Source organism: Clostridium sp. AF15-41 (assembly GCF_003604095.1).
Lineage (GTDB): Bacteria > Bacillota > Clostridia > Lachnospirales > Lachnospiraceae > Coprococcus.
Genome location: NZ_QTMQ01000006.1, coordinates 48,465 through 70,525, shown reverse-complemented (window position 1 = coordinate 70,525; position 22,061 = coordinate 48,465). Strand labels below are relative to the sequence as shown.

The 22,061-nt window shown below is 41.1% G+C and carries 19 protein-coding genes; 6 read left to right on the top strand and 13 right to left on the bottom strand.

Annotated features, from left to right (window positions below; translation table 11 throughout):
* Window positions 1-11: 11 nt before the first annotated feature.
* The 9 genes from truB to DWW43_RS06120 form a co-directional block, all read right to left on the bottom strand.
* Window positions 12-944, bottom strand: coding sequence for a tRNA pseudouridine(55) synthase TruB (truB, locus tag DWW43_RS06160; RefSeq protein WP_021943976.1), 933 nt, complete (start codon window positions 942-944; stop codon window positions 12-14).
* Window positions 938-1,885, bottom strand: a complete 948-nt coding sequence (locus DWW43_RS06155; RefSeq protein ID WP_165853024.1) for a bifunctional oligoribonuclease/PAP phosphatase NrnA — start codon at window positions 1,883-1,885, stop codon at window positions 938-940. Before DWW43_RS06155 ends, truB begins: the two co-directional genes overlap by 7 nt.
* Window positions 1,875-2,264 carry a 30S ribosome-binding factor RbfA gene (rbfA, locus tag DWW43_RS06150; protein WP_008401014.1) on the bottom strand — a complete coding sequence of 130 codons (390 nt, stop codon included), beginning with the start codon at window positions 2,262-2,264 and terminating at the stop codon, window positions 1,875-1,877. The genes DWW43_RS06155 and rbfA overlap by 11 nt, the downstream gene beginning before the upstream one ends.
* Entirely contained in the window at window positions 2,264-5,191 is a 2,928-nt protein-coding gene (infB, locus tag DWW43_RS06145) for a translation initiation factor IF-2 (protein ID WP_119963035.1), read from the bottom strand. The genes rbfA and infB overlap by 1 nt, the downstream gene beginning before the upstream one ends.
* A gap of 3 nt (window positions 5,192-5,194) precedes the next feature.
* Complete coding sequence (locus DWW43_RS06140; RefSeq protein WP_021943979.1) at window positions 5,195-5,518, bottom strand: ribosomal L7Ae/L30e/S12e/Gadd45 family protein; 324 nt, start codon at window positions 5,516-5,518, stop codon at window positions 5,195-5,197.
* Entirely contained in the window at window positions 5,508-5,777 is a 270-nt protein-coding gene (locus tag DWW43_RS06135; RefSeq protein WP_008401017.1) for a YlxR family protein, read from the bottom strand. Before DWW43_RS06135 ends, DWW43_RS06140 begins: the two co-directional genes overlap by 11 nt.
* A 69-nt stretch (window positions 5,778-5,846) precedes the next feature.
* Window positions 5,847-7,028: a transcription termination factor NusA gene (gene nusA, locus DWW43_RS06130; protein ID WP_021943980.1), complete on the bottom strand. Its 1,182-nt coding sequence runs from the start codon at window positions 7,026-7,028 to the stop codon at window positions 5,847-5,849.
* 24 nt (window positions 7,029-7,052) lie between these two features.
* Window positions 7,053-7,523, bottom strand: a complete 471-nt coding sequence (gene rimP / locus DWW43_RS06125) for a ribosome maturation factor RimP (RefSeq protein ID WP_226801019.1) — start codon at window positions 7,521-7,523, stop codon at window positions 7,053-7,055.
* Window positions 7,524-7,631: 108 nt separating this feature from the next.
* Window positions 7,632-8,276 carry a bifunctional precorrin-2 dehydrogenase/sirohydrochlorin ferrochelatase gene (locus DWW43_RS06120; protein WP_118616092.1) on the bottom strand — a complete coding sequence of 215 codons (645 nt, stop codon included), beginning with the start codon at window positions 8,274-8,276 and terminating at the stop codon, window positions 7,632-7,634.
* A gap of 237 nt (window positions 8,277-8,513) precedes the next feature.
* On the opposite strand from DWW43_RS06120, the gene DWW43_RS06115 reads away from it, so the two are divergent.
* Window positions 8,514-9,755, top strand: coding sequence for a peptidoglycan-binding domain-containing protein (locus DWW43_RS06115; RefSeq protein WP_119963034.1), 1,242 nt, complete (start codon window positions 8,514-8,516; stop codon window positions 9,753-9,755).
* A gap of 553 nt (window positions 9,756-10,308) precedes the next feature.
* On the opposite strand, the gene DWW43_RS06110 is transcribed toward DWW43_RS06115, so the two are convergent.
* Window positions 10,309-10,701 (bottom strand): PH domain-containing protein, encoded by a 393-nt coding sequence (locus DWW43_RS06110; RefSeq protein WP_226801015.1) that lies wholly within the window; start codon window positions 10,699-10,701, stop codon window positions 10,309-10,311.
* 188 nt (window positions 10,702-10,889) lie between these two features.
* On the opposite strand from DWW43_RS06110, the gene DWW43_RS06105 reads away from it, so the two are divergent.
* On the top strand, window positions 10,890-11,375 hold the full coding sequence (locus tag DWW43_RS06105; RefSeq protein ID WP_008401024.1) for a DUF5721 family protein: 486 nt from the start codon (window positions 10,890-10,892) through the stop codon (window positions 11,373-11,375).
* A gap of 244 nt (window positions 11,376-11,619) precedes the next feature.
* Complete coding sequence (gene htpG, locus DWW43_RS06100) at window positions 11,620-13,557, top strand: molecular chaperone HtpG (protein WP_117784778.1); 1,938 nt, start codon at window positions 11,620-11,622, stop codon at window positions 13,555-13,557.
* 273 nt (window positions 13,558-13,830) lie between these two features.
* On the opposite strand, the gene DWW43_RS06095 is transcribed toward htpG, so the two are convergent.
* Complete coding sequence (locus tag DWW43_RS06095) at window positions 13,831-14,700, bottom strand: methionyl aminopeptidase (protein ID WP_008400640.1); 870 nt, start codon at window positions 14,698-14,700, stop codon at window positions 13,831-13,833.
* 17 nt (window positions 14,701-14,717) lie between these two features.
* Window positions 14,718-15,392: an orotate phosphoribosyltransferase gene (gene pyrE, locus DWW43_RS06090; RefSeq protein WP_044944879.1), complete on the bottom strand. Its 675-nt coding sequence runs from the start codon at window positions 15,390-15,392 to the stop codon at window positions 14,718-14,720.
* Between the two features lie 240 nt (window positions 15,393-15,632).
* On the opposite strand from pyrE, the gene DWW43_RS06085 reads away from it, so the two are divergent.
* Genes DWW43_RS06085 through DWW43_RS06075 form a run of 3 tightly spaced genes read left to right on the top strand, consistent with a single transcriptional unit; the run spans window position 15,633 to window position 18,030 of the window.
* A complete protein-coding gene (locus DWW43_RS06085; protein WP_119963033.1) occupies window positions 15,633-16,598 on the top strand; it encodes a TAXI family TRAP transporter solute-binding subunit in 966 nt (321 codons plus the stop codon).
* 25 nt (window positions 16,599-16,623) lie between these two features.
* Entirely contained in the window at window positions 16,624-17,811 is a 1,188-nt protein-coding gene (gltS, locus tag DWW43_RS06080) for a sodium/glutamate symporter (RefSeq protein ID WP_119963032.1), read from the top strand.
* Window positions 17,812-17,826: 15 nt separating this feature from the next.
* Window positions 17,827-18,030, top strand: a complete 204-nt coding sequence (locus DWW43_RS06075; RefSeq protein ID WP_119963031.1) for a hypothetical protein — start codon at window positions 17,827-17,829, stop codon at window positions 18,028-18,030.
* 165 nt (window positions 18,031-18,195) lie between these two features.
* On the opposite strand, the gene DWW43_RS06070 is transcribed toward DWW43_RS06075, so the two are convergent.
* Window positions 18,196-22,017, bottom strand: a complete 3,822-nt coding sequence (locus tag DWW43_RS06070) for an EAL domain-containing protein (protein ID WP_119963030.1) — start codon at window positions 22,015-22,017, stop codon at window positions 18,196-18,198.
* Between the last annotated feature and the right edge of the window lie 44 nt (window positions 22,018-22,061).

Genomic DNA, 22,061 nt, shown 5'->3' with positions numbered 1-22,061 from the left:
CTTCTATCCTATCATCTATCTGTCTCTGCATTCTTCGGGAACATCTTTACCGGCCTGCAGATGCTCTTTTCCTTTTCATATCGGTATATCGCTGCAAAGCTGTCCGTTTCATCATAGACACGGATGCCCGGAACATCTGTAACCGTTTCAGGACTCACAGCTTCCGCAAACTGGGAAAGCTGAAGTTTATTTCCATTTCTTAACAGTTTTCTTGCATATTCATCTGTACCGATATGAAGCTCCGGATACTCCGGCAGCAATAGTTCTTTCTTCATTACATATGAAGCGATCGTTCCCTGATCTCTCGCCTGCTCGATCTCCGCAAGTGTCAGGCTGTCTTCAACCCTGAAGTTTTTCACTTCAGTACGGACCAACTTCTCCATGACTGCTCCGCAGCCAAGCTTTTCTCCGATATCCCGGCATAAGCTTCTGATATACGTTCCCTTGGAACAATGTATGGTAAATGTAACCCTTGGAAGCGACACATCCTCTATCTTTACCTCAAAGATTGTTACCTCTCTCGGACTCCGTTCGATCTCAATTCCCTGTCTGGCATATTCATAGAGCTTTTTGCCGTTTACCTTGATAGCCGAATACATCGGCGGTATCTGGTCATAAGTACCGATAAAGCTGTTTACCGTTTCTATTACCGATGCTTCGTCCGGGATATCTGCTGTCTCTGTAAGGACTTTTCCTGTTACATCCTCTGTATCTGTTGTCTTTCCGAGCAGCATGACACAACGGTATGTCTTATCCTTATCGATCAGCATTTCGCTTAATTTTGTTGCCTGTCCAAGACACACCAAAAGCACACCTTCCGCCATCGGATCAAGTGTGCCTGTGTGACCGATCTTCTTCTGTTTTAAAATACCACGAAGCTTGGCTACTACATCAAATGATGTATAGCCCTGCTCCTTGTATACATTCAAAAAGCCGTCTAGCATAACTGTTCCTTAATCTCCTCTATCACGCCGGCAAGGATCTCTTTGATATCTCCCTTCATGCTGAAACCTGCAGCACGAACATGACCACCGCCGCCATGATTGCAGGATATCCTGCTTACATCAACGATATTATTCGACCGAAGTGAAATCTTGTATTCATCTTCTCCTGTCTGATAGATAAATACCGCCGTTTCCGTTCCCTCTGTGATCCGAAGCTGATCAACGATACCATCCGTATCGATCTTGCCTGCACCACTTTTTCGGAAATCCTCTGTCTCAAGCACTGTGCTGATGATCCTGCCATCTGCATGCTGCTCTGCTTTTGTCAGAGCGATTCCAAGCAGCTTATTTGCGACAAATGTCTTCTTATAAAAGGTTTCATCTATAATAAATGACGGATTTGCACCCTTTTCGATCAGATCACCCGCTATACTCATCGCACTCTTTGTTGTATTGCTGTGTTTGAATACGCCTGTATCATGTACAATTCCCATATAGAGTGCTTCGGCAGCATTCTTATTAATCTTATCCTGTTCCATCAGCTTATAAAGTGCTTCTGCCGCGGAACACGCTTCTGCATCCACATAGCATACCTCACCAAATCCCGGATTGGAGATATGATGATCCACACACATTGTGCTCTTCGCACGTTCAAAGATTGGAAGAAAATCTCCCTGTCTTTCCTTATCACCACAATCCACCGCAATACACAGATCATAGACCTGATCTGTAGGTGTATGACTGATCTTATCTGCATCATGTAAAAACAGAAAATCCTTGGAGAATTCCTCCAGATAGATCTGTACCTGCTTATCATAATTGCTGATGATATAATTATATAATCCAACCGTTGAGCCTACACAGTCGCCATCCGGACGTACATGTCCGGTTATAGCGATCGTGTCTGCCTGCTCGATCATGGTAAGAAAATCATTCTTCATTTTCTGTATCATCCTCATCATCTTCGATGTCTTTTACAACATCATCTATCTTTTTGGACATTGTTACACCGTATTCGATCGACTGATCCATGATAAATGTGATCTCAGGTGTATTTCTGAGATTAATGGAATGTGCAAGTTCTCTTCTGATAAATCCCATTGCACTGTTCAGTCCCTCCAGTGTGGAGTTTACGGAATCCTGATCTCCAAGGACACTGATGTATGCCTTGCAATATTTCAGATCCGGTGTTACAACCGCCTCTACTACGGATGTCATCGGATTAATACGGGGATCCTTGATCTCTCTGCTGATGATCCGTGAGAGTTCTCTCTGAACCTCTGCATTAATTCTTGTATTTTTTACACTGTTTTTTCTCATTATTTTCTTGGAACCTCTACCATCTGATATGCTTCAATCTGATCCTCTACCTGAATGTCATTAAAGTTCTCAAGAACAATACCACATTCAAATCCTGACTTAACTTCTTTCACATCATCCTTGAATCTCTTTAAAGAAGCCATCTTGCCTTCGTAGATCAGATTTCCTTCACGGGTTATTCTTACGCTGCAGTTCCGGTTGATGATACCATCTAATACATAAGAACCTGCGATCATACCGACACCGGAAGCCTTGTAGGTCTGTCTGATCTCTGCATGACCAATTACCTGTTCTTCAAAGATAGGATCTAACATACCCTTCATTGCAGACTCAATATCTTCAATTGCATTGTAGATGACTCTGTATAAACGAACATCTACACCTTCTGTCTCTGCTGTCTCTTTTGCTCTTGCATCCGGCCGGATATTGAAACCGATTACGATCGCATTAGATGCGGATGCCAGAATGATATCTGACTCGTTGATCGCACCAACACCGGAATGGATACATTTTACTGCAACTTCATCATTTGAAAGCTTTAACAGACTCTGCTTAACAGCCTCTACAGAACCCTGTACATCAGCTTTGATAATGATGTTCAGTTCCTTGACATTACCTGCCTGGATCTGGCTGTACAGATCATCCAGTGACATTCTGGATTTCGTCTCAGCAAGCATCTTCACTCTGCTCTGCGAAATGTATGTCTCGGAAATCTGTCTTGCCTCCTTCTCATTATCAACCGCCATAAAGATCTCACCGGCTGATGGAACTGTATCCAGACCAAGGATCTGCACCGGAGTGGATGGAGTTGCTTCTGTTACACGGACACCTTTTGAATTGTGCATTGCACGAACCTTACCATGGGAAGATCCGACTGCAAGATAATCTCCTACATGAAGTGTACCCTTCTGCACTAACATAGTTGCAACAGGACCACGTCCCTTATCAAGCTCTGCTTCGATTACGATACCACGGGCATTTCTGTTTGGATTTGCCTTTAACTCAAGAACCTCTGCAGTTAACAGGATCATCTCAAGCAGATTATCCAGTCCTTCACCTGTATGTGCGGAAACCGGACAGAAGATCGTTGATCCGCCCCAGTCCTCAGGGATCAGTTCATATTCTGTAAGCTCCTGCTTTACACGCTCGATATTTGCACTTGGTTTATCGATCTTATTGATCGCAACGATGATCTCGATACCGGCTGCCTTTGCATGGTTAATAGCCTCTATCGTCTGTGGCATAACACCATCATCTGCTGCTACAACAAGGATAGCAATATCGGTAGACTGTGCGCCACGCATACGCATAGCTGTGAACGCCTCATGTCCAGGTGTATCTAAGAATGTGATCGTCTGTCCGTTGATCTCTACCACAGATGCACCAATCGCCTGTGTGATACCACCGGCCTCGGCTGATGTTACATTTGTCTTACGGATCGCATCAAGAAGGGATGTTTTACCATGGTCAACGTGACCCATAACGCAGACAACAGGTGGTCTGGAAACCATATCCTTCTCGTCTTCTTCATCCTCTTTTAAGAGCTCCTCGATCACATCAACTTTTTCTTCCTCTTCAGCAATACAATTATATTCCAACGCGATCTCTGCTGCTGCTTCAAAGTCTAACTCAGAGTTCACGTTATACATCTTACCTGCAAGGAAGAGCTTCTTGATCAACGCATTTACAGGCTCTTTGATAATGTCTGCAAGTTCTTTGATCGTTACAACCTCCGGAAGTGTGATCGTACGGATCGTTTCCTTATCCTCTGCCTGCTGCTGTGGCTGCTGTGGCTGATGATGCTTGTTTCTGACATTTTTAGCCAGTCTGCTGATATCTGCCTCAACCTCTTCCGGAGATCTTCTGTTGCCCTTACGAGGCTTATTCTTATCTCTGTTATAATTGTCTCTGTTCTGGCTCTTTAAATCTTTGCCCGGCATCTCTTTTGCTTCAAAATCCTTACGGGTATTTGCTTTTGGACTTCTTCTCTGATTGTTATTATTATCATCCTCGTCATCCTTGCCAAATCCCATCGGAGTATTGTTTCTGTTATTGTTGAACCGGTTGTTTCTGTTATCCGGTCTGTCACCGAACTTCGGCTTGTCAAAGCTGCCCTGACGATCTCCATTGCCTGAAAATCTGCCACGATCCTGACCACCACGGCCATTGTTTGAGAATCTTCCTCTGTCCTGACCATTTCTGTCATTGTTAAATCTCGGTCTGTCAGAATTATTTCTGTCACCGGAATTATTGTATCTTGGTCTGTCATTGTTATTTCTGTCAATGTTATTTCTGTCAGTGTTGTATCTTGGTCTGTCGGAATTGTTTCTGTCATTACCGTTTCTGTCATTATTATATCTCGGTCTGTCAGAATTATTTCTATCACCATTTGTAAATCTTACACGGTCACCGTTATTTCTGTCGTTGTTATATCTTGGTCTGTCATTTCCCTGCTTGTCGCCAAATCTTGTCTTATCAGAATTCATACGCTCACTATTGTTAAATCTTACTCTCTCATTATTTTGTCTGTCGGAATTATTTCTGTTTCTGTCATCTCTGACAAATCTCGTATGTCCCTCATCTTTACCCTGTTTCGGCTTATTCGCTTCCCCTGTAGCCGGTCGATCATTTCTTACAGCCGTTTTCTTAGGCTCTTCTTTTACAGAAATCTCTTTCTGAACCTTTTCCGGTGCTGTCTTTGCCGCCTTTACGTCCTCCGACTTCTTTTCCGGTACAGGCTTTGCTGCCGGCGCATCTGCTTTCTTTGTACCGGTTCCGCATGCCTTCTTAACGATATTGATCATATTCTCATCAACAGCCGACATATGGCTCTTGATCTCGATACCATTTTTGCCAAGGATTGCTTTGATTTCATTGTTGCTTATATTCAGCTCTTTTGCCAATTCGTGTACTCTCAGTTTCGTCAAAAGTTACACCTCCATATTTTCACTCAAACTCATGTATTTTATGATCTGTTTCGCAAATCCTTCATCTAAGATCGCGATCGACGTCCGGAATTCTTTTCCAACGAATTTTCCCAGACTGTCTTTGTCTCCAAATTCAAAATATGGAATCTCATAAAAATTACATTTTTGATCAAATAGTTTCTTTGTATTATGGGCTGCATCACATGCCACGATCACAGCACATGCGCTTCCGTTTTTTACGGCCTTTTCTACTGAAAAGTTTCCGCTTACCAGCCTTCCGGCCTTTGCACATAAGGAAATCATGGAATAAATCTTCTTACTGTTCAATTGCCTCTAACTCCTTATCCAGTTTCTCATAAACCTCTTTTGGAATCTGCATCTTGAATGAGCGTTCCAGAGATTTACTCTTCATAGCTTTTTTCAGGCACTCTGCCTTACGGCATATATATGCCCCCCGTCCATTCATCTTGCCGGTCAGGTCGATCGCAAAATTATTCTCATTATCCTTCACGATACGGATGAGTTCTTTTTTCGGTATCATCTCATTACAACCAAGGCACTGTCTGAGCGGTATCTTCTTTGCCATAACATCACTTCCTATGCTTATATATTTATCTCCGTTCCAATCGGCATGGTACCCGGTCAGAACTTCATTTTATTCTTCGTCTTCTTTTACTTCTTCTGCATCCTGCTGCTCCAGAGATTCTTCATAAGAACCATCAACGATATCGTCAATATTGTCAAATGCTTCTTCCTGCTCCGGCTCTTCGTAGTCATCATTTTCTTCTGAGAAATATCCCATCTCTTCTGCCTGTGACTCACTCTTAATGTCGATCTTATATCCTGTCAGCTTTGCAGCAAGTCTTGCATTCTGACCTTTCTTACCGATTGCAAGTGATAACTGATAATCCGGTACAACGACAAATGCGCTCTTTTCATTCAGATCTACATCAACTGCAATAACCTCTGATGGACTTAATGCATTCTTGATGAAGATTGCCGGATTCTCATCCCAACAAATAATATCGATCTTCTCACCGTTCAGATCTTCTACTACGTTGTTAACACGGCTTCCATTTACACCTACACATGCACCTACCGGATCTACATTCTCATCATGAGAATAAACAGCGATCTTGGAACGGGAACCGGCCTCACGGCAGGAGCTCTTGATCTCTACTGTACCGTCTGCGATCTCGGTTACTTCCTTTTCAAATAAACGCTTTACCAGATCAGGATGTGTTCTGGATACTGTGATCTTAGGTCCTCTGGAGCCTTTCTTTACTTCTGTTACATATAATTTGATACGGTCACCTCTGTTATATACTTCGCCGGGAACCATCTCAGACTCTTTTAATATTGCTTCTGTCTTATCATCCAGACTGACATTGATGTTGTTTCCAACATATCTCTGAACGATACCTGTGATGATATCCTTCTCTTTTGTATAGAAGTGATCGTAGATCGCATCTCTTTCGCTCTCATTAATTGCCTGAACGATTACATTTCTTGCTCTCTGTGCTGCGATTCTTCCGAAATCCTTTGTTGTGATCTCGATGTTGATGATATCTCCGAGATCATATTTGGAATTCATCATCTTAGCTTTTTCCAGAGAAATCTGTGTCGCAGGTCTTTCAACCTCTTCTACAACCTCTTTCTTCGCATATACATGAAACTCACCGGTCTCACGATCCATAACAACATCGATATTCTCATCGGTATCAAAGTCCTTCTTGCAGGCCGCCTTTAAGGATCTTTCGATCGCATCCAGCAGAATATCCTTGCTGATGTTTTTCTCCTTTTCTAATTGATTTAATGCTTCGATAATTTCTGACACTTTTTTATCCTCCCGCTTCTTTTATTAATATACAAATGCAAGTCTTATCATCGATATATCTTTTCTTGCAATCTTCAGTTCTTTCTCATCTTCTGTCAAAATGGTAACTGTTTCTTCATCGTACGCTGTAAGTTCACCTTCAAAATCTTTACAGTTATCGATCTTGGTATATGTCTTGATCTCTACGATCTTGCCAATACTCCGTTTAAAGTCATTTTCCTTCTTTAATGGTCTTGTAAGCCCCGGAGAGCTGACCTCAAGAATATAGGCATCCTTAATGAAGTCATCTGCATCCAGCAGATCACTCATGGCTCTGTTCACGATCTCACAATCTCCGATCGTTATTCCACCTTCTTTATCTGCATAGATCCGCAGATAATAATCACTGCCTTCTTTTACATATTCCACATCAACCAATTCAAGGTTATTTGCTTCAATGATCGGCAGAACCATCTCTGTTGCTTTTGCTTCAATATCTGTTTTCTTCGTAGCAATACCACCTTTCTACAAAAACTAAGAGTGGGCCAAAACCCACTCTTAATAGTTACCATAATCTTACTAAAACAAGATTATAACACGTTATAAGGAAAATGCAAGTATTTTTTATCGCATACCCTTCGCTCTCAGCTCATCTTCCTTCGCATAACGATCCAGAATCTTATTTGCCTTTCGGTCATCGATCATATACTTATTGCTGATTGCCTGTTTGATGATCTCATCCAGTGCCATTTCCCTTAAATAAGCATCCTTGATATTAATGGACGCAATCTCTCGGTATGCTCCCATCTTTCTGGTCAAGGTTCCATACTCATAAGGAATCAGCTTCTCGATCATATTACGGATCTCCTTTGCTACATTTGAACTGTAGCCTCCTGTTGTGACCCCTATCACCAGGTCTTCACGCATAACAATTCCGGGGAACAGGAAGCTGCTGACATCCTTGTTATCTGCTACATTGACCGGAATATTATGTTCGTTACAATACTTTCCGATCTTAGCATTTACATCATCCCTCTTAGTCGCTGCAATTACCATATCTGCCGTATCAAGCGCATCTAATGTCATATTCGACTCATGTACACTGATTCCTGGTACTGTCTTGATCTCATCGCAGATCCTCGGTGCGATAACTGCGATCTTACAGTCAAACTTTATCAGAGAGTTAATCTTTCGAAGTGCGGTCTTTCCTCCGCCAAGTACGATTACTTTTTTGTTTTCCAGATTGATAAACATTGGAAAATATGCCATAGTGAAACCTCCTGTCGCTTCTTTTCTTTTATATTACTTTTCAATAAATTCTTTTTTCATATACCTCATCATTATATACCATGCATAACACTTGTTTCTGTCGTTTAAATCTTCTAAACGATCATTACACCACGCATAACATACATTCTTTCCTGCTTCTGCATTGATAAAGTATTATTGGCATGAAATATGATTTTGTCTCATATAATAAACAGATTATAATTCAGGATTACTAAAATGGCAAATGGAAACAATAACGGAACATTAAAAATCAGGATCATCTCGGAACAGACTGCATATCCGGTAACCGGTGCGGTCGTTTCTGTCGCATCAACCGGAACTCCGGATGAAGTTATAGAGGAACGGCAAACAGACAGCGACGGTATCATCGATGGCATCACCCTTGAAACTCCTCCACTGGAATACAGCATGGAACCATCTGACAACCAGCCATATTCCGAATACAATCTGAAAATCAATGCACCCGGATTTGAACCACGTATCATCTCCGGTGTACAGATGTTTACCGACGAAAAGGGCATTCAGTCAGTTAAGCTGCGTGTTTCTGATACTGACCAATCGAGCTATAACCCAACGGTGATCGGTGCTCATACCCTCTGGGAAGAATATCCGCCAAAGATTGCTGAGGATGAGATTAAAACAGTTGCAGAGACAGGCGAGATCGTCTTAAGCCGTGTCGTGATTCCGGAAACCATCGTGGTACATGATGGAGCTCCTTCCGACCCAACTGCAATCGACTACTATGTACCTTACAAAGACTACATAAAGAATGTTGCATCAAATGAAATCTACTCCACATGGCCGGATGCTTCCCTTCGAGCCAACATCCTTGCAATTATGTCCTTCACCTTAAACCGTGTCTATACAGAATGGTATCGTGGAAAGGGATACGATTTTACGATCACATCTTCAACCGCTTACGATCAGAAATGGATCTATAACAAGACAATATATAAAAATATCTCCCGTATCGTTGATGAACAATTTGCCAATTATCTATCAAGGCCGGGTGTCACCCAACCGATCTTTACACAATACTGTGACGGGAAACGGGTCACCTGTCCAAACTGGATGACCCAATGGGGTTCCAAGTATCTTGCCGATCAGGGACTGTCTGCGATAGAGATCTTACGCTACTACTATGGCGATTCCATTTATATCAACTCTGCCGAAACCATTGCCGGTATTCCATCCTCTTATCCGGGATATGATCTGTCAATTGGCGCAACCGGTGACAAGGTTCGTCAGCTTCAGGAGCAGTTAAATCGTATCGCACAGAATTATCCATCCATACCAACTGTTGCCGCCGATGGCATCTATGGACCTGCCACTGCCGATGCCGTCAGACGCTTTCAACAGATCTTCGACCTGCCCGTTACCGGCATCACCGACTACTCCACCTGGTACAAAGTCTCCCAAATCTACGTTGGCGTCACCAAGATAGCCGAGAATACCTGATTTTCTGACGACAGAGACCCCTGCCATACCCTTTATTACGCAGAACACTTGCGTTCTATTTTTCACGTAACGGTACTAACCTCCTCACCTTCGGTGACTCGTTAAGGACCGACGTGAAAAAAGGTCTGCTCCATAAAGGTATGCAGTGGACTCTGTCTGTCTATAATAAGATATATTCTTCTTCGATACTTGATTCCACAGACAGATCAAAAATGCGTTGTTGCTTTTATATCATGGTATCTTGCTTTCATATCGTAAAAGATCGTATCTGGTTGTTCAGCAATCACTTTACCTTATAATTTAAAATGAGAACTGATATTACTATTATGAAGCAAGCCTGCCTGAGCGTTGGTACTTAGGCTGCGTCTTTTGCAGCCTTATGTACCACTACGTCGAAGGTAGAGCGAAAGCGTCTTGCGGAATAATATGTAATATCAGCTCTCATTTAATCATCAAAGCATACCTCTTGCTGAACAACCAAATACGATCTTACATTACCGATCAAAGCAAACTACTATCGTATAAAGCAGCAACGTACTTTTGATCGTCCTCGTTAATATGTATCGTGGTCGTCGTAATCGTCGAATTCATCGCGTTCATGATCCATGAACTCACGGCTGGAAACCTTCTTTTTGGTACGTTCATCTTCTACCATATTTGATAACATTTCCTTGACCTCTCTGGACTTCTTGATGTTCTTGATCTCGAAATCTCCCATTGTCTTATCTGCGGAACAGCATTTGATCGTTCCAAGTCCGCACATTCTCTGCCATAATTTACGTTCCAATGAAACATCCATGATGCGATAAAGTCGTACTTCATCTTCTTTCACACTGAAGAACCCCGTACTGATAAATAACCGATCCTCTGATAAGCTGTACTTTGTAAATGTCCATGGTAATCCGAAAAATATACGTTTGCGATCCTTCCATATAATCTCTGCCATTTCAAAACCTCCCATATTTTTATAAATCTGTAAAAATACTAACACACCTCCCGCTAAAGTTCAACAAATGGATTTTCTCATCCGGCTGTTTTCAGATTTCCGATTGCAACCTTTCCTCTTTTCCTGTAAACTAGAGGCAAGAATTTTATCGCAATCCGTTGTTTATTGCAGGGAGGTAAGAGCTGCATATGCTTAATATAGAAATTACTGAAACAAAAAACTTCGTTAAAAAGCTTTTGATGGAACCGGTCTTTGACACATTTTTGCTAGTGGAAGCCTATGTCCGTTCTGACGTTTCTTATACAATCGACGGCAGACTGAATCCATCTTTTTTTGATACGGAAGAACTGGAAGAAATGACCTCAAAGACTTATACGACATGGGGGGCTGTCAGACATCATATCTTCAATGTCATCAAGGGCAATAAACTCCCATTAAACTTCAAGATCGTGCTGATCTTATCAGACGCGAACATTAACCGGATCATTGAACAGAACCATCTGAATCTCACGACATCCGACATTGCAAATCTGTCTTTAAACATCTACTTTGACGGAGAAAAGATCTCACTTACAACGATGGCATCCATGAACATTTTCTCCATGGATAAAACACTTGCAAACATCTGGGATGCAAATGTATCTGCTTTTTTTAAACAGAATCAGATCTTTTAACCACCTGCTACAGCACTCATTTCTAAATAAACCATAAAATATTTATGAATTATTAGCACTCGACATATTTGAGTGCTAATTTTGTCTTGACTTCTATTTTTTTCTGATTTATGATACCTGTTAGTGATAACACAGAACAGATAGGGCAGATATTTCTCGCATTACACATATATAGATATTTGCGTATTCCGATTTGTTCTGACAACTGGAATAATATAGAATTTATATAAGGAGATGCATTTTTATGAAAAAAGGAAGTTTATCAATTAACAGCGAAAACATTTTCCCTGTCATCAAGAAATGGCTGTATTCCGACCATGATATCTTTGTCCGGGAATTAATCTCAAACGGCTGTGATGCTGTAACAAAATTAAAGAAATTATCTCTGATGGGCGAATTTGACGAACCGGACGAACCTTATCGTATCGATGTGATCGCAAGCCCGGACAACAAGACCTTACAGTTTATTGATAATGGTATCGGTATGACTGCTGAAGAAGTCGAAAAGTATATTAATCAGATTGCATTTTCCGGTGCTGCTGCTTTCCTTGAGCAGTACAAGGACAAGGCAACAGAGGAACAGATCATCGGTCATTTCGGACTCGGTTTCTACTCCGCATTTATGGTTGCCGATAAGGTAACGATCGAATCCCTTTCCTACAAACAGGACGCAGAACCTGTATATTGGGAATGTGAGAACGGAACGGACTTCTCCATGGATAAAGGCGACAAAGAAACCAGAGGTACTGTTATCACCCTGTATCTGAATGAAGACAGCTATGAATTTGCAAATGAATACCGTATCAAAGAAGTAATCGACAAATACTGCTCTTTCATGCCTGTAGAGATCTACTTTACAAATGCAGATGCCCCTGCAAAAGATGAAGAAGAAAAGGCAACCAAAGCTGAAGCATCAGAAGAAGCTACTGCTGAAACCGATGAAACAAAGGATGCTGCCGAAAAGAAAGAAAAAGAAGCACCAAAGCCTTTAAATACTACAACACCTCTCTGGACCAAGCATCCAAATGACTGTACAGACGATGAATACAAAGACTTCTATCATAAAGTATTCCATGATTACAAAGATCCATTGTTCTGGATCCACCTGAACATGGACTATCCATTTAACCTGAAAGGCATTCTGTACTTCCCGAAGATCAATACCCAGTACGATAATCTGGAAGGAACGATCAAGCTGTATAACAACCAGGTATTCGTAGCTGATAACATCAAAGAAGTTATCCCTGAATTCCTGATGCTGTTAAAAGGTACTATCGACTGTCCGGATCTTCCGCTGAACGTATCCAGAAGTGCTCTGCAGAATGATGGATTTGTTAAGAAGATCTCCGATTACATCACAAAGAAGGTTGCCGATAAATTATCCGGTATGTATAAGGTTCACAGAGAAGATTATGAGAAATACTGGGATGATATCAACCCATTTATCAAATTCGGCTGCTTAAAAGATGAGAAATTCTTAGAGAAGATGAAAGATTTCTGTATCTATAAGAATCTGGAAGGCAAATACCTGACTCTGCCGGAATATCTGGAAGCCGGAAAAGAAAAATACGAAAACAAAGTCTTCTATGTTACGGATGAAGTTGCTCAGTCACAGTACATTAACATGTTCAAAGAGGAAGGCATGGATGCCCTGATCATGACACAGACGATTGACAGCCCATTTATCACGCTTCTGGAACAGAAAAATGAAAATGTACATTTCTACAGAATCGATGCAGATCTGTCCGATAATTTTGTAGATGAATCATTATCCGAAGAAACAGCAAAGGATTATACCGACAAGCTGACCGAACTCTTCAAGAAAGCACTGGATGTCGAAAATATCACGATCAAGGTAGAAGCATTAAAGAATAAAGACTTATCTTCTATGCTGACCTTATCTGAAGAATCCAGACGTATGCAGGAAATGATGAAAATGTATGGTATGGCCGGTATGGGCATGGATCCTGCCATGTTCGGCGGCAAGGGTGAAACACTGGTATTAAATGCCAACAATAATCTGGTCAAATATGTCCTTGACAACCCGGATGGTGAGAACACTCCTACCATCTGCTGTCAGTTATATGACTTGGCAGTCCTTGCAAACCGTCCATTATCTGCCGATGCCATGACCAAGTTCGTCGCAAGAAGCAACGAGATCTTAAGCATTCTGGCCAAATAAAACCTTGTAATTAAAATATATAACACAGGGATTGCCCCTATACAGACCATAAGCCCCATTATAATATGACATTTAGTGAAGGTTTCGTCGTGAAATGCATATTGCCAGTAAATACGAGCGCTTGTCTGAGCCAACGTTTAGTTGGCGAGTTAGCGCAGGAGTATTTACGAATCAGGCATATGCATTGAACAGAAACCGTAACGAGTCATTGATAATGGGGCTTATGGTCTGTATAGGGGCAATTCCTGTGTTTTGTATAATTATATGAAAGTATTATTTGGCCAAAATCTCAATTCCGTGCTCGGTCATAAGAAGGGTGTATTCCCACTGGGCAGATGGCTTGCCATCATCTGTACGGATCGTCCAGCCATCATCAGCATCCTGCCATACGTCAGGCACACCAAGATTGATCATCGGCTCGATCGTAAATGTCATGCTTGGAGCAATCACATAATCCTTGCCCGGCTGTCCGATATGGCTGACATACGGATCTTCATGGATATCAAGTCCCACACCATGTCCGCCGATCTCACGGACAACAGAATAGCCTTGCTCTTTGGCAAATGTATTGATCGCATATCCGATATCACCGATCGTTGAATATGGCTTACACACTTCTACTCCAAGATCCAGTGCTTTCTTTGTATCCTCTACCAGCTTCTTCCAGACCGGATCAACATCTCCGATCATGAACATACGGGATGAATCACCAAAATATCCATTATATTTCGTTGTACAGTCAATGTTGACAATATCTCCATTTTTCAGGATTGTTTTCTCATCCGGTATACCATGACAGACAACATCGTTGATCGATATACAGACACTCTTCGGATATCCTTCATATCCAAGGCAGGCAGGTATTGCATTAATTGATTTCGTATATTCATAGATTCTTCGATCAAGCTCACCTGTAGATACTCCTTCTTTTACAAATGGAGTGATGAAATCAAGCACCTCTGTATTTACCTTGGATGCCACGCGGATTCCTTCGATCTGTTCCGGTGAACGCATCATTCTTCTCGTCGGGATCTTATATCCCTTTAGCTTCATTTCTTCCAGTTTGCTGTCGATGTTCAAATGGCAGGATTTGTATTTCTTTCCACTTCCGCACCAGCAGATATCATTTCTTCCTAGTTTCATTTTTCTACCAACCGTTTCTACTTTACGCCATAAATGTCATAATAAGCATCGATCGCAGCCTTTAACTTATCATCGATTATGACTTTTCCCTTATATTCTTTATTATATAAATGCTCTACAACCTCTGCCATTGTAACAATAGCAGTTGTCTGGATACCATATTCTTCCTGAATCTCTGTCAGTGCACTCTTTTTGCCCTGTCCACGCTCCATACGGTCAACAGAAACAACGAGTCCCATAACATCTACATCTCCCTGTGCCTTAATGATCGGCATAGTCTCCTGGATTGATGTTCCGGCTGTTGTTACATCTTCAATGATAACAACCTTATCACCATCTGAGATCGGGCTTCCGAGTAAGATCCCCTTATCTCCATGATCCTTGATCTCTTTTCTGTTTGAGCAATATTTGATGTCTTCATCATACATTTCTGCAATTGACATGGTAGTTGCTACTGAAAGCGGAATTCCCTTGTATGCAGGTCCAAACAATACATCAAAATCAAGACCAAACGCACTGTTGATTGCTTCCGCATAGAACTCACCCAGTCTCTTTAACTGTGCCCCTGTTCTGTAAAATCCGGTATTTACAAAGAAAGGTGTTTTTCTTCCACTCTTTGTTGTAAAATCTCCAAATTTTAATACATTACAATCGATCATAAATTCAATGAATTCCTGTTTGTACTGTTCCATTTTTCTTTCATTCCTCCTTGATTTCAGACCATTTATGCACCCTTTAGTTAGGCATTTCGAACTCATTTTAGCACAAATGGTTTCGAAACACAAATGGTTAATTTTTTCTGTTCCATTTTGTATCTAATTGTTGTACAATAGCCAAAGGTCTATATTTTTCGACATACCTTTAGAACAATTCCGTCCTATATTACCATATTTACGAAAAAATATATACATTAGAAAGGAAATTTTATCAATATGAAGAAAAAAACAGCACTTTTTCTCTGTCTGATCCTGCTTATTTCCACTATCGGAACAGGATGCAGCAGCCAAAAAGACGCCATCCGATTCGGTGCGGCGGATATCGGCGGTATCTATTATACCTTTGCAAATGCTTATGCCGGTCTGGTCAACAATGATGCCCCTGATTACAGCATTGAAGCAAAGAAGACTGCCGGATCTGCGGCAAATCTACGACTGCTTGCCGACGGTTACATTGATCTCTGTATTGCACAAAATGATATGATTGACGACGCAGTAAATGGAACAGGCACATTTGCGGGGAAATCGATCAGTGGATATTCCGCTATCGCCTCTCTGTATCCGGAAGCCTGCCAGATCATTGTAAAAAAAGATTCAAACATCAAGTCTCTCGATGACCTGACCGGAAAAACCATAAGCATCGGAGCATCCGATTCCGGTACGGAACGAAATGCAAAACAGATCCTTGAGGTTGCCGGTCTGAATAACGATCTGGTCAAAACCACAAACCTTGACTATATCGATGCTGCCGAAAGCCTGGTTTCCGGTGAAATTGATGCTTTCTTTGTTACAGCAGGCATTCAGACCACGGTCATTGAAGAGCTGACAAGAACCTGTGATATCCGTTTGATCGGACTTAACGACAGTTGTAAAAATAAGCTATTGTCTGCTTATTCGTATTACTCCGATTTTACCATTCCCGCAAATACCTATTCCGGTCAGACCGAGGATGTATCAACGGTCTGTGTGCAGGCTGTCATGCTTGCAGATAACGACTTATCGAAGGATACTGTAGAAGATCTTACGAGGCTGCTGTTTGAACATGCAAATGATCTGCAATATTCACTTTCAATCGATATGCAGTTAAATGAACAGACAGCAACAAAGGGCATCACGATCCCATTTCACAAAGGGTCTGCTGCTTACTACAAAGAAAAAGGGATTACCGTTGATGTACGATAATTTCTGAACATAAGAAAGGGTAATTATGAAAATTCAATTAGATATGTATCAGACACTTGCGATTGCCGTCCTTGTGTTGATGCTTGGAACATTTTTGAAAAAAAGAATCTTCTTTCTGGAAAAATTCTGTATACCTTCTCCTGTTATAGGCGGACTCTTATTTGCAATTTTCACCTGCATCTGTTACAGTACGGGATTGGCAGAATTTTCCTTTGATGATACCCTACGGGAAGTCTGTATGGTATTCTTCTTTACCTCTGTAGGTTTTCAGGCAAATCTGAAGGTCTTAAAGAGCGGTGGCAAATCACTGGCGGTCTTTCTGGGACTTGTTATTGCTCTGATCGTACTTCAAAACCTACTTGCTGTCGGCATGTCCAGGATCCTTGGACTTGACCCTCTGATCGGTATGTGTACCGGATCAATCCCAATGGTCGGCGGACACGGAACCGCAGGTGCCTTCGGTCCGGTTCTGGAAGACTTTGACATATCCGGTGCAACCACAATCTGTACTGCAGCTGCAACCTTTGGTTTGATCGCCGGAAGTCTGATCGGCGGTCCACTCGGAAAACGACTGATCGAGAAGAAGAATCTGTTAGAAACGGTTGTGCCTGAAGATGACAGCCTTTTGATCGAAGAAGAAAAGAAACATGAACGTCATACAAATATGTATGCAGCCGCTGTTTTTCAATTGATCCTTGCAATAGGACTCGGAACGATATTCTCATGGTTACTGACAAAAACCGGGTTAACTTTTCCAATCTACATCGGTGCTATGATCGCAGCCGCACTGATTCGAAATATCGGTGAATATTCCGGTAAGTTCACGATTCATATGGGTGAGATCAACGACTTTGGCGGTATTGCTCTCTCCCTGTTTCTCGGTATTGCAATGATCACATTAAAACTATGGCAGCTTGCATCTCTCGCTCTTCCATTATTTATCCTGCTGACCAGTCAGATTATTCTGATCTGTCTGTTCACATACTTTGTTGAATTCAACATCATGGGACGTGACTACGATGCTGCTGTTCTGGTTGCCGGAACCTGTGGTTTTGGAATGGGGGCAACACCAAATGCCATGGCAAATATGCAGGCGATCTGTGATAAATATTCGCCATCCGTAAAAGCCTATCTCCTGATTCCGCTTGTTGGCAGTTTATTTGCAGACTTTATCAACAGCCTTGTTATTACATTCTTCATTAACCTGTTATAAAAGGAGGATATTCTCATGTTCGGACATAGAAAAGATAAGAAAAAAGATTATAATCTGACTTACGACAATCTCGCAATTCCTGAAATTCATACGCAGTCAGACTCGGCTTCGAATGACGATGAAGCTTCAAATCCTGTAGATACAAAATCTTCCGAGGAGGAAGCGAACATCTCCTATGATGTGGCCATCCCGGAAGTTCATATCAGGAAAAAAAAATAAAAAACTCCCTACAGACAGCATATATATTTTATGTAGCAGACCTATCTGAACGTCGGTTCTTAACGAATCACTGTAAAGTGATGAGTTTAGCACCGCTACGTGAAGATAGAACGAAAGTGTTCTGCGAAATAAAGATATATATGTCGTCTACAGGGAGTCTTTTATTTATTCTTCTCTTTTCATATAGACCTGCTCAAAGGATTCGATATTCACAGGCTTGCTGTACAGATAGCCCTGAATATGGTTGCATCCCATTTCCTTCAGGTATTCTGCCTGTTTCTTGGTCTCTACTCCTTCCGCAATACATTCCACTCCAAGATCTGTGCACATCTCAACCAGATGTCTTAAAATCGTTCTGCTGGCTATATTCTTGTCTATATTATAAACCATACTCCGATCCAGCTTGATCACATCAAACTTCATAGAAGAAAGAATCGATACATTGGAATATTTTGTTCCAAAGTCATCCATGGCAATCCTGAAACCTGCAGTATGCAGTTTATTTGCAATTCTGGTAACCATCTCATGTTCCATCTCACCAACTGACTCTGTAATCTCGATCTCGATCATATCCTTTGGGACTCCATAAGATTCAACAATCGCATTGATACGCTCCGGCATATCTTCTTCCAACAGAGATATTCTGGAAAAATTACAGGAGATCGGGATCAGATTATACCCTTCTTTTTTCCAACGTATAAGCATTTTACATACATTTTCAAGCACAAAAAGATCCATATACTTTATATTTCTGCTTTTTTCCAGACGATCGATCACATTTGCGAGGTTATCCGGTTTGGCATATCTCACCAGTGCTTCCGCACCATAACAATGATCATTCGAATAGTCCACCTTCGGCTGTAAATACACAAAGAACATTCCGTCTTCAATGTCTTTTTTTACAAGCTCTCTCGTTAATGTACTCCATTTATAAGAATGTTCATCCTTCTGATCGTACCACTTCTGTTTCTCCATATAGAGCATATCATACGCATGGTTTTCCATCCGCTTGATATCTTTCTCATAATCATCCCATACATATCCGATACATGCCGTAAAATCGCCAATCTTAATCTGACCTTTCAATGCACGAACCTGATCCAGAAAATCACACTGTGAAATATTCTCACAAATTACAGCAAAATCATCATCTCCAATCCGATAAATACAGGATTTCGGAAATACCTTATCTAACAGTCGGTAATAATCGATCATCAGATTATCAACAAAGAACTGTCCAAATTCATCATATATGTTACGCACTTCATTGATATCAATAATCACTATACCCACTGATTCCAGATTCTGTCTGCGGTTTATGTAATCCATATAGCAGATACGATTATATGCTCCCGTTATACGATCATGCGTTACTTCATAATTTCGTTCTTCTGCAAGCGCCCGGCTGACAATATCATTTCCAATATACAAGGATAAAAGATTCATAAGCTTCAGGTCGCCACTGTGAAGCTGCGGATTAAAGATAATGATCCTTCCAATAATCTCAGACTTATTGTCTTTGATCGGGACAGAATACATTGACCATATCCTGTTTTCCAAAAAAAACGAATACAGATCCGAAGTTTTGTATGGGTAGTCCGGAATATGATTAATGATCAGTGCACCTTTTTTGCTCGATATACTCTGCAGTTCCCTCCGGACAGTTTCTTTATAAAAGATCTCCAGTTTTTTCCCAAACGAATTACTATTTGCTGATTTCCATTCATGATATTCACATAACTTATTGGAATCACATTCCACCAGGCAAGCATGTTTTGCGCCATAGTATTCTCCAAGTGTTTCTAACAGTTTGCTGTAATTTAAGGAATGCTCTCCTCCTGTAGAAATCTGTGTAATACTGGATACCAACGCATCCTCAATATCATAACGGTTAGAAAGAACCTGTGTTACTTTATCGGCATCAGAAATATCAACAGCCATCTCCATACGACACTTTCTTCCATGCCAGTTTACAATCCTGTCTTTTAAAACATATTCTTTTCCGTTATTGAGATTCTTATGATGCGAGATAAAACTCTTCTCCGTTGATAATAGCTTATTCGTACAGAAGCTGCACGGAAGATCCATACCCTGAAGCACCTTATAACAATGCTTGTCAATATAAGAAGTATCATCTTCAGCCAGACCGACACCAAGCTTGGCTGCCTTATTCATATATTGCAGCTTATAAGAATTCATCTCCGTTACATATACAACATCCGAGATATCATCCAACAGATAATCCTCTTCATCCGAATAACTGCTGAACTTGGAATTTAATACTGGTTTAGCTTCATCCATCTTCTCACAGAAAAGCATACAGCGGTCTTTGCCCTGCCGTTTGGAATAATATAACGCCTGATCTGCTTTATAATATAAAGAATCGAATTTCAACGACTTTGATATAGTATCAACTGCAATACCGATCGATGCCGAGTGCTCCGCCTTACATTTAATCGCACGAATTCCCTTATTAAGTGTCTTCGCAACCATGTATGCCGTATCTTCATCGACTACATCCGGAATAAACATAGAAAATTCATCTCCGCCGAGACGACCACTAAATCCACCATATGTATTTGCAACACTTTCCAGAACAACTGCTGTGTCACACAACAAATCATCCCCGGCATAATGTCCCAGTGCATCATTTACTAATTTAAAATCATCCAGATCGATCATATAGAGTGCACACAGCGTCTCATCAAATTCCGCAAGGAACCTGGATACTTTAGACACAAAGGTGCTATGATTATAAACCCCTGTAAGAGAATCTCGTTCCGCACGTAGAATCAATTCCTGACTCTGCAGCTTCTCTTCATGAATCGAATACAATTTACCTACAATCTTTTTTACCACACCATTTGTATCAGCAACGCCGACAAGCGTTGCACGATGCCAGAGATACATACCATTACCGATAAAATCGACCCTGATTTCAATGGTTTCGGTATCCTTAACAGCTGTCAGTTCAGCCAATACGTCTGATACCTCTTTTTTGTCTTCCGAATAGATCAACTGACACTGAGCAAGGTTTGCAGCAAAATCTTTATCATCAAAAACAGTTATGGTTCTGCCGTCCATATACTTAGATATAACCATGCTGTCATCTTCTACCGTATAGGAAAACAAGAGTTCATCACTTCCCTGCGCCACTAACTTCAGCATCTCGGTCTGTGCACTCTTTTCCAGTTCTTCTTTCTTTTTATCCGTAATATCTACACAGACAGCGCATATGGAAAAAACGCTTTTTCTTGCCGCAAGAAGCGAAAGGCATACCTGCACCCAATAATATGATTCCGGATTATTTTTATTAATAAAGCGATATTCACCAATTGTCATCTTATTTGACAACAAGGTCTCCTTAATCTGTCGTTTCAGTTCTTTCCGATCTTCTTCAAATGCCAGGTTGATATATTCATTTCCTTCTGTACCAAGCTGACCTTTTTTCAGGTCGAACATCTTATAAAAGCTCTCACTGATATATTCTACTGTGATCTTCTTATTTCCGATATCAAATACTCCGACACCACCCGCCAGATTATTGAGAATGGACTCCAGCATACGGTTCTTATCCGCTAATTCCATATTAAGTTCAGAATTGATATCGGTCAGATTTTCAAGCTGCTTCGACAACTTCTTGGTATTTGTTATATCTGTAATAAGGATCTCCCCGCACATTTCTCCTTCTTCCGACTGAAATGCCCTCCCAAAACAAAATACATATATAATTTCACCATTTTTCTTTTTTAACCGATGTCCCAGATATGCTTCTCCCCGGCTCGCCATCTTTGCATAGATGATCTTTGTATAATCCTCCCAATCTTCATCCAGCATAATATCCTTTACATGAAGCTGTAAGCGCTCTACATCTTCCGCGGAATAACCAAGGATCTGTTCAAATCCCTCATCTACCTTTAGAATCTTCATATCTCTGATACGCGCCTGATATCTGGAATATATAATTTCTTCAAATTGTTTTTCCATAACCAACTAACTGCCTCCCCAATACATCCTATAAAGCAGACAAC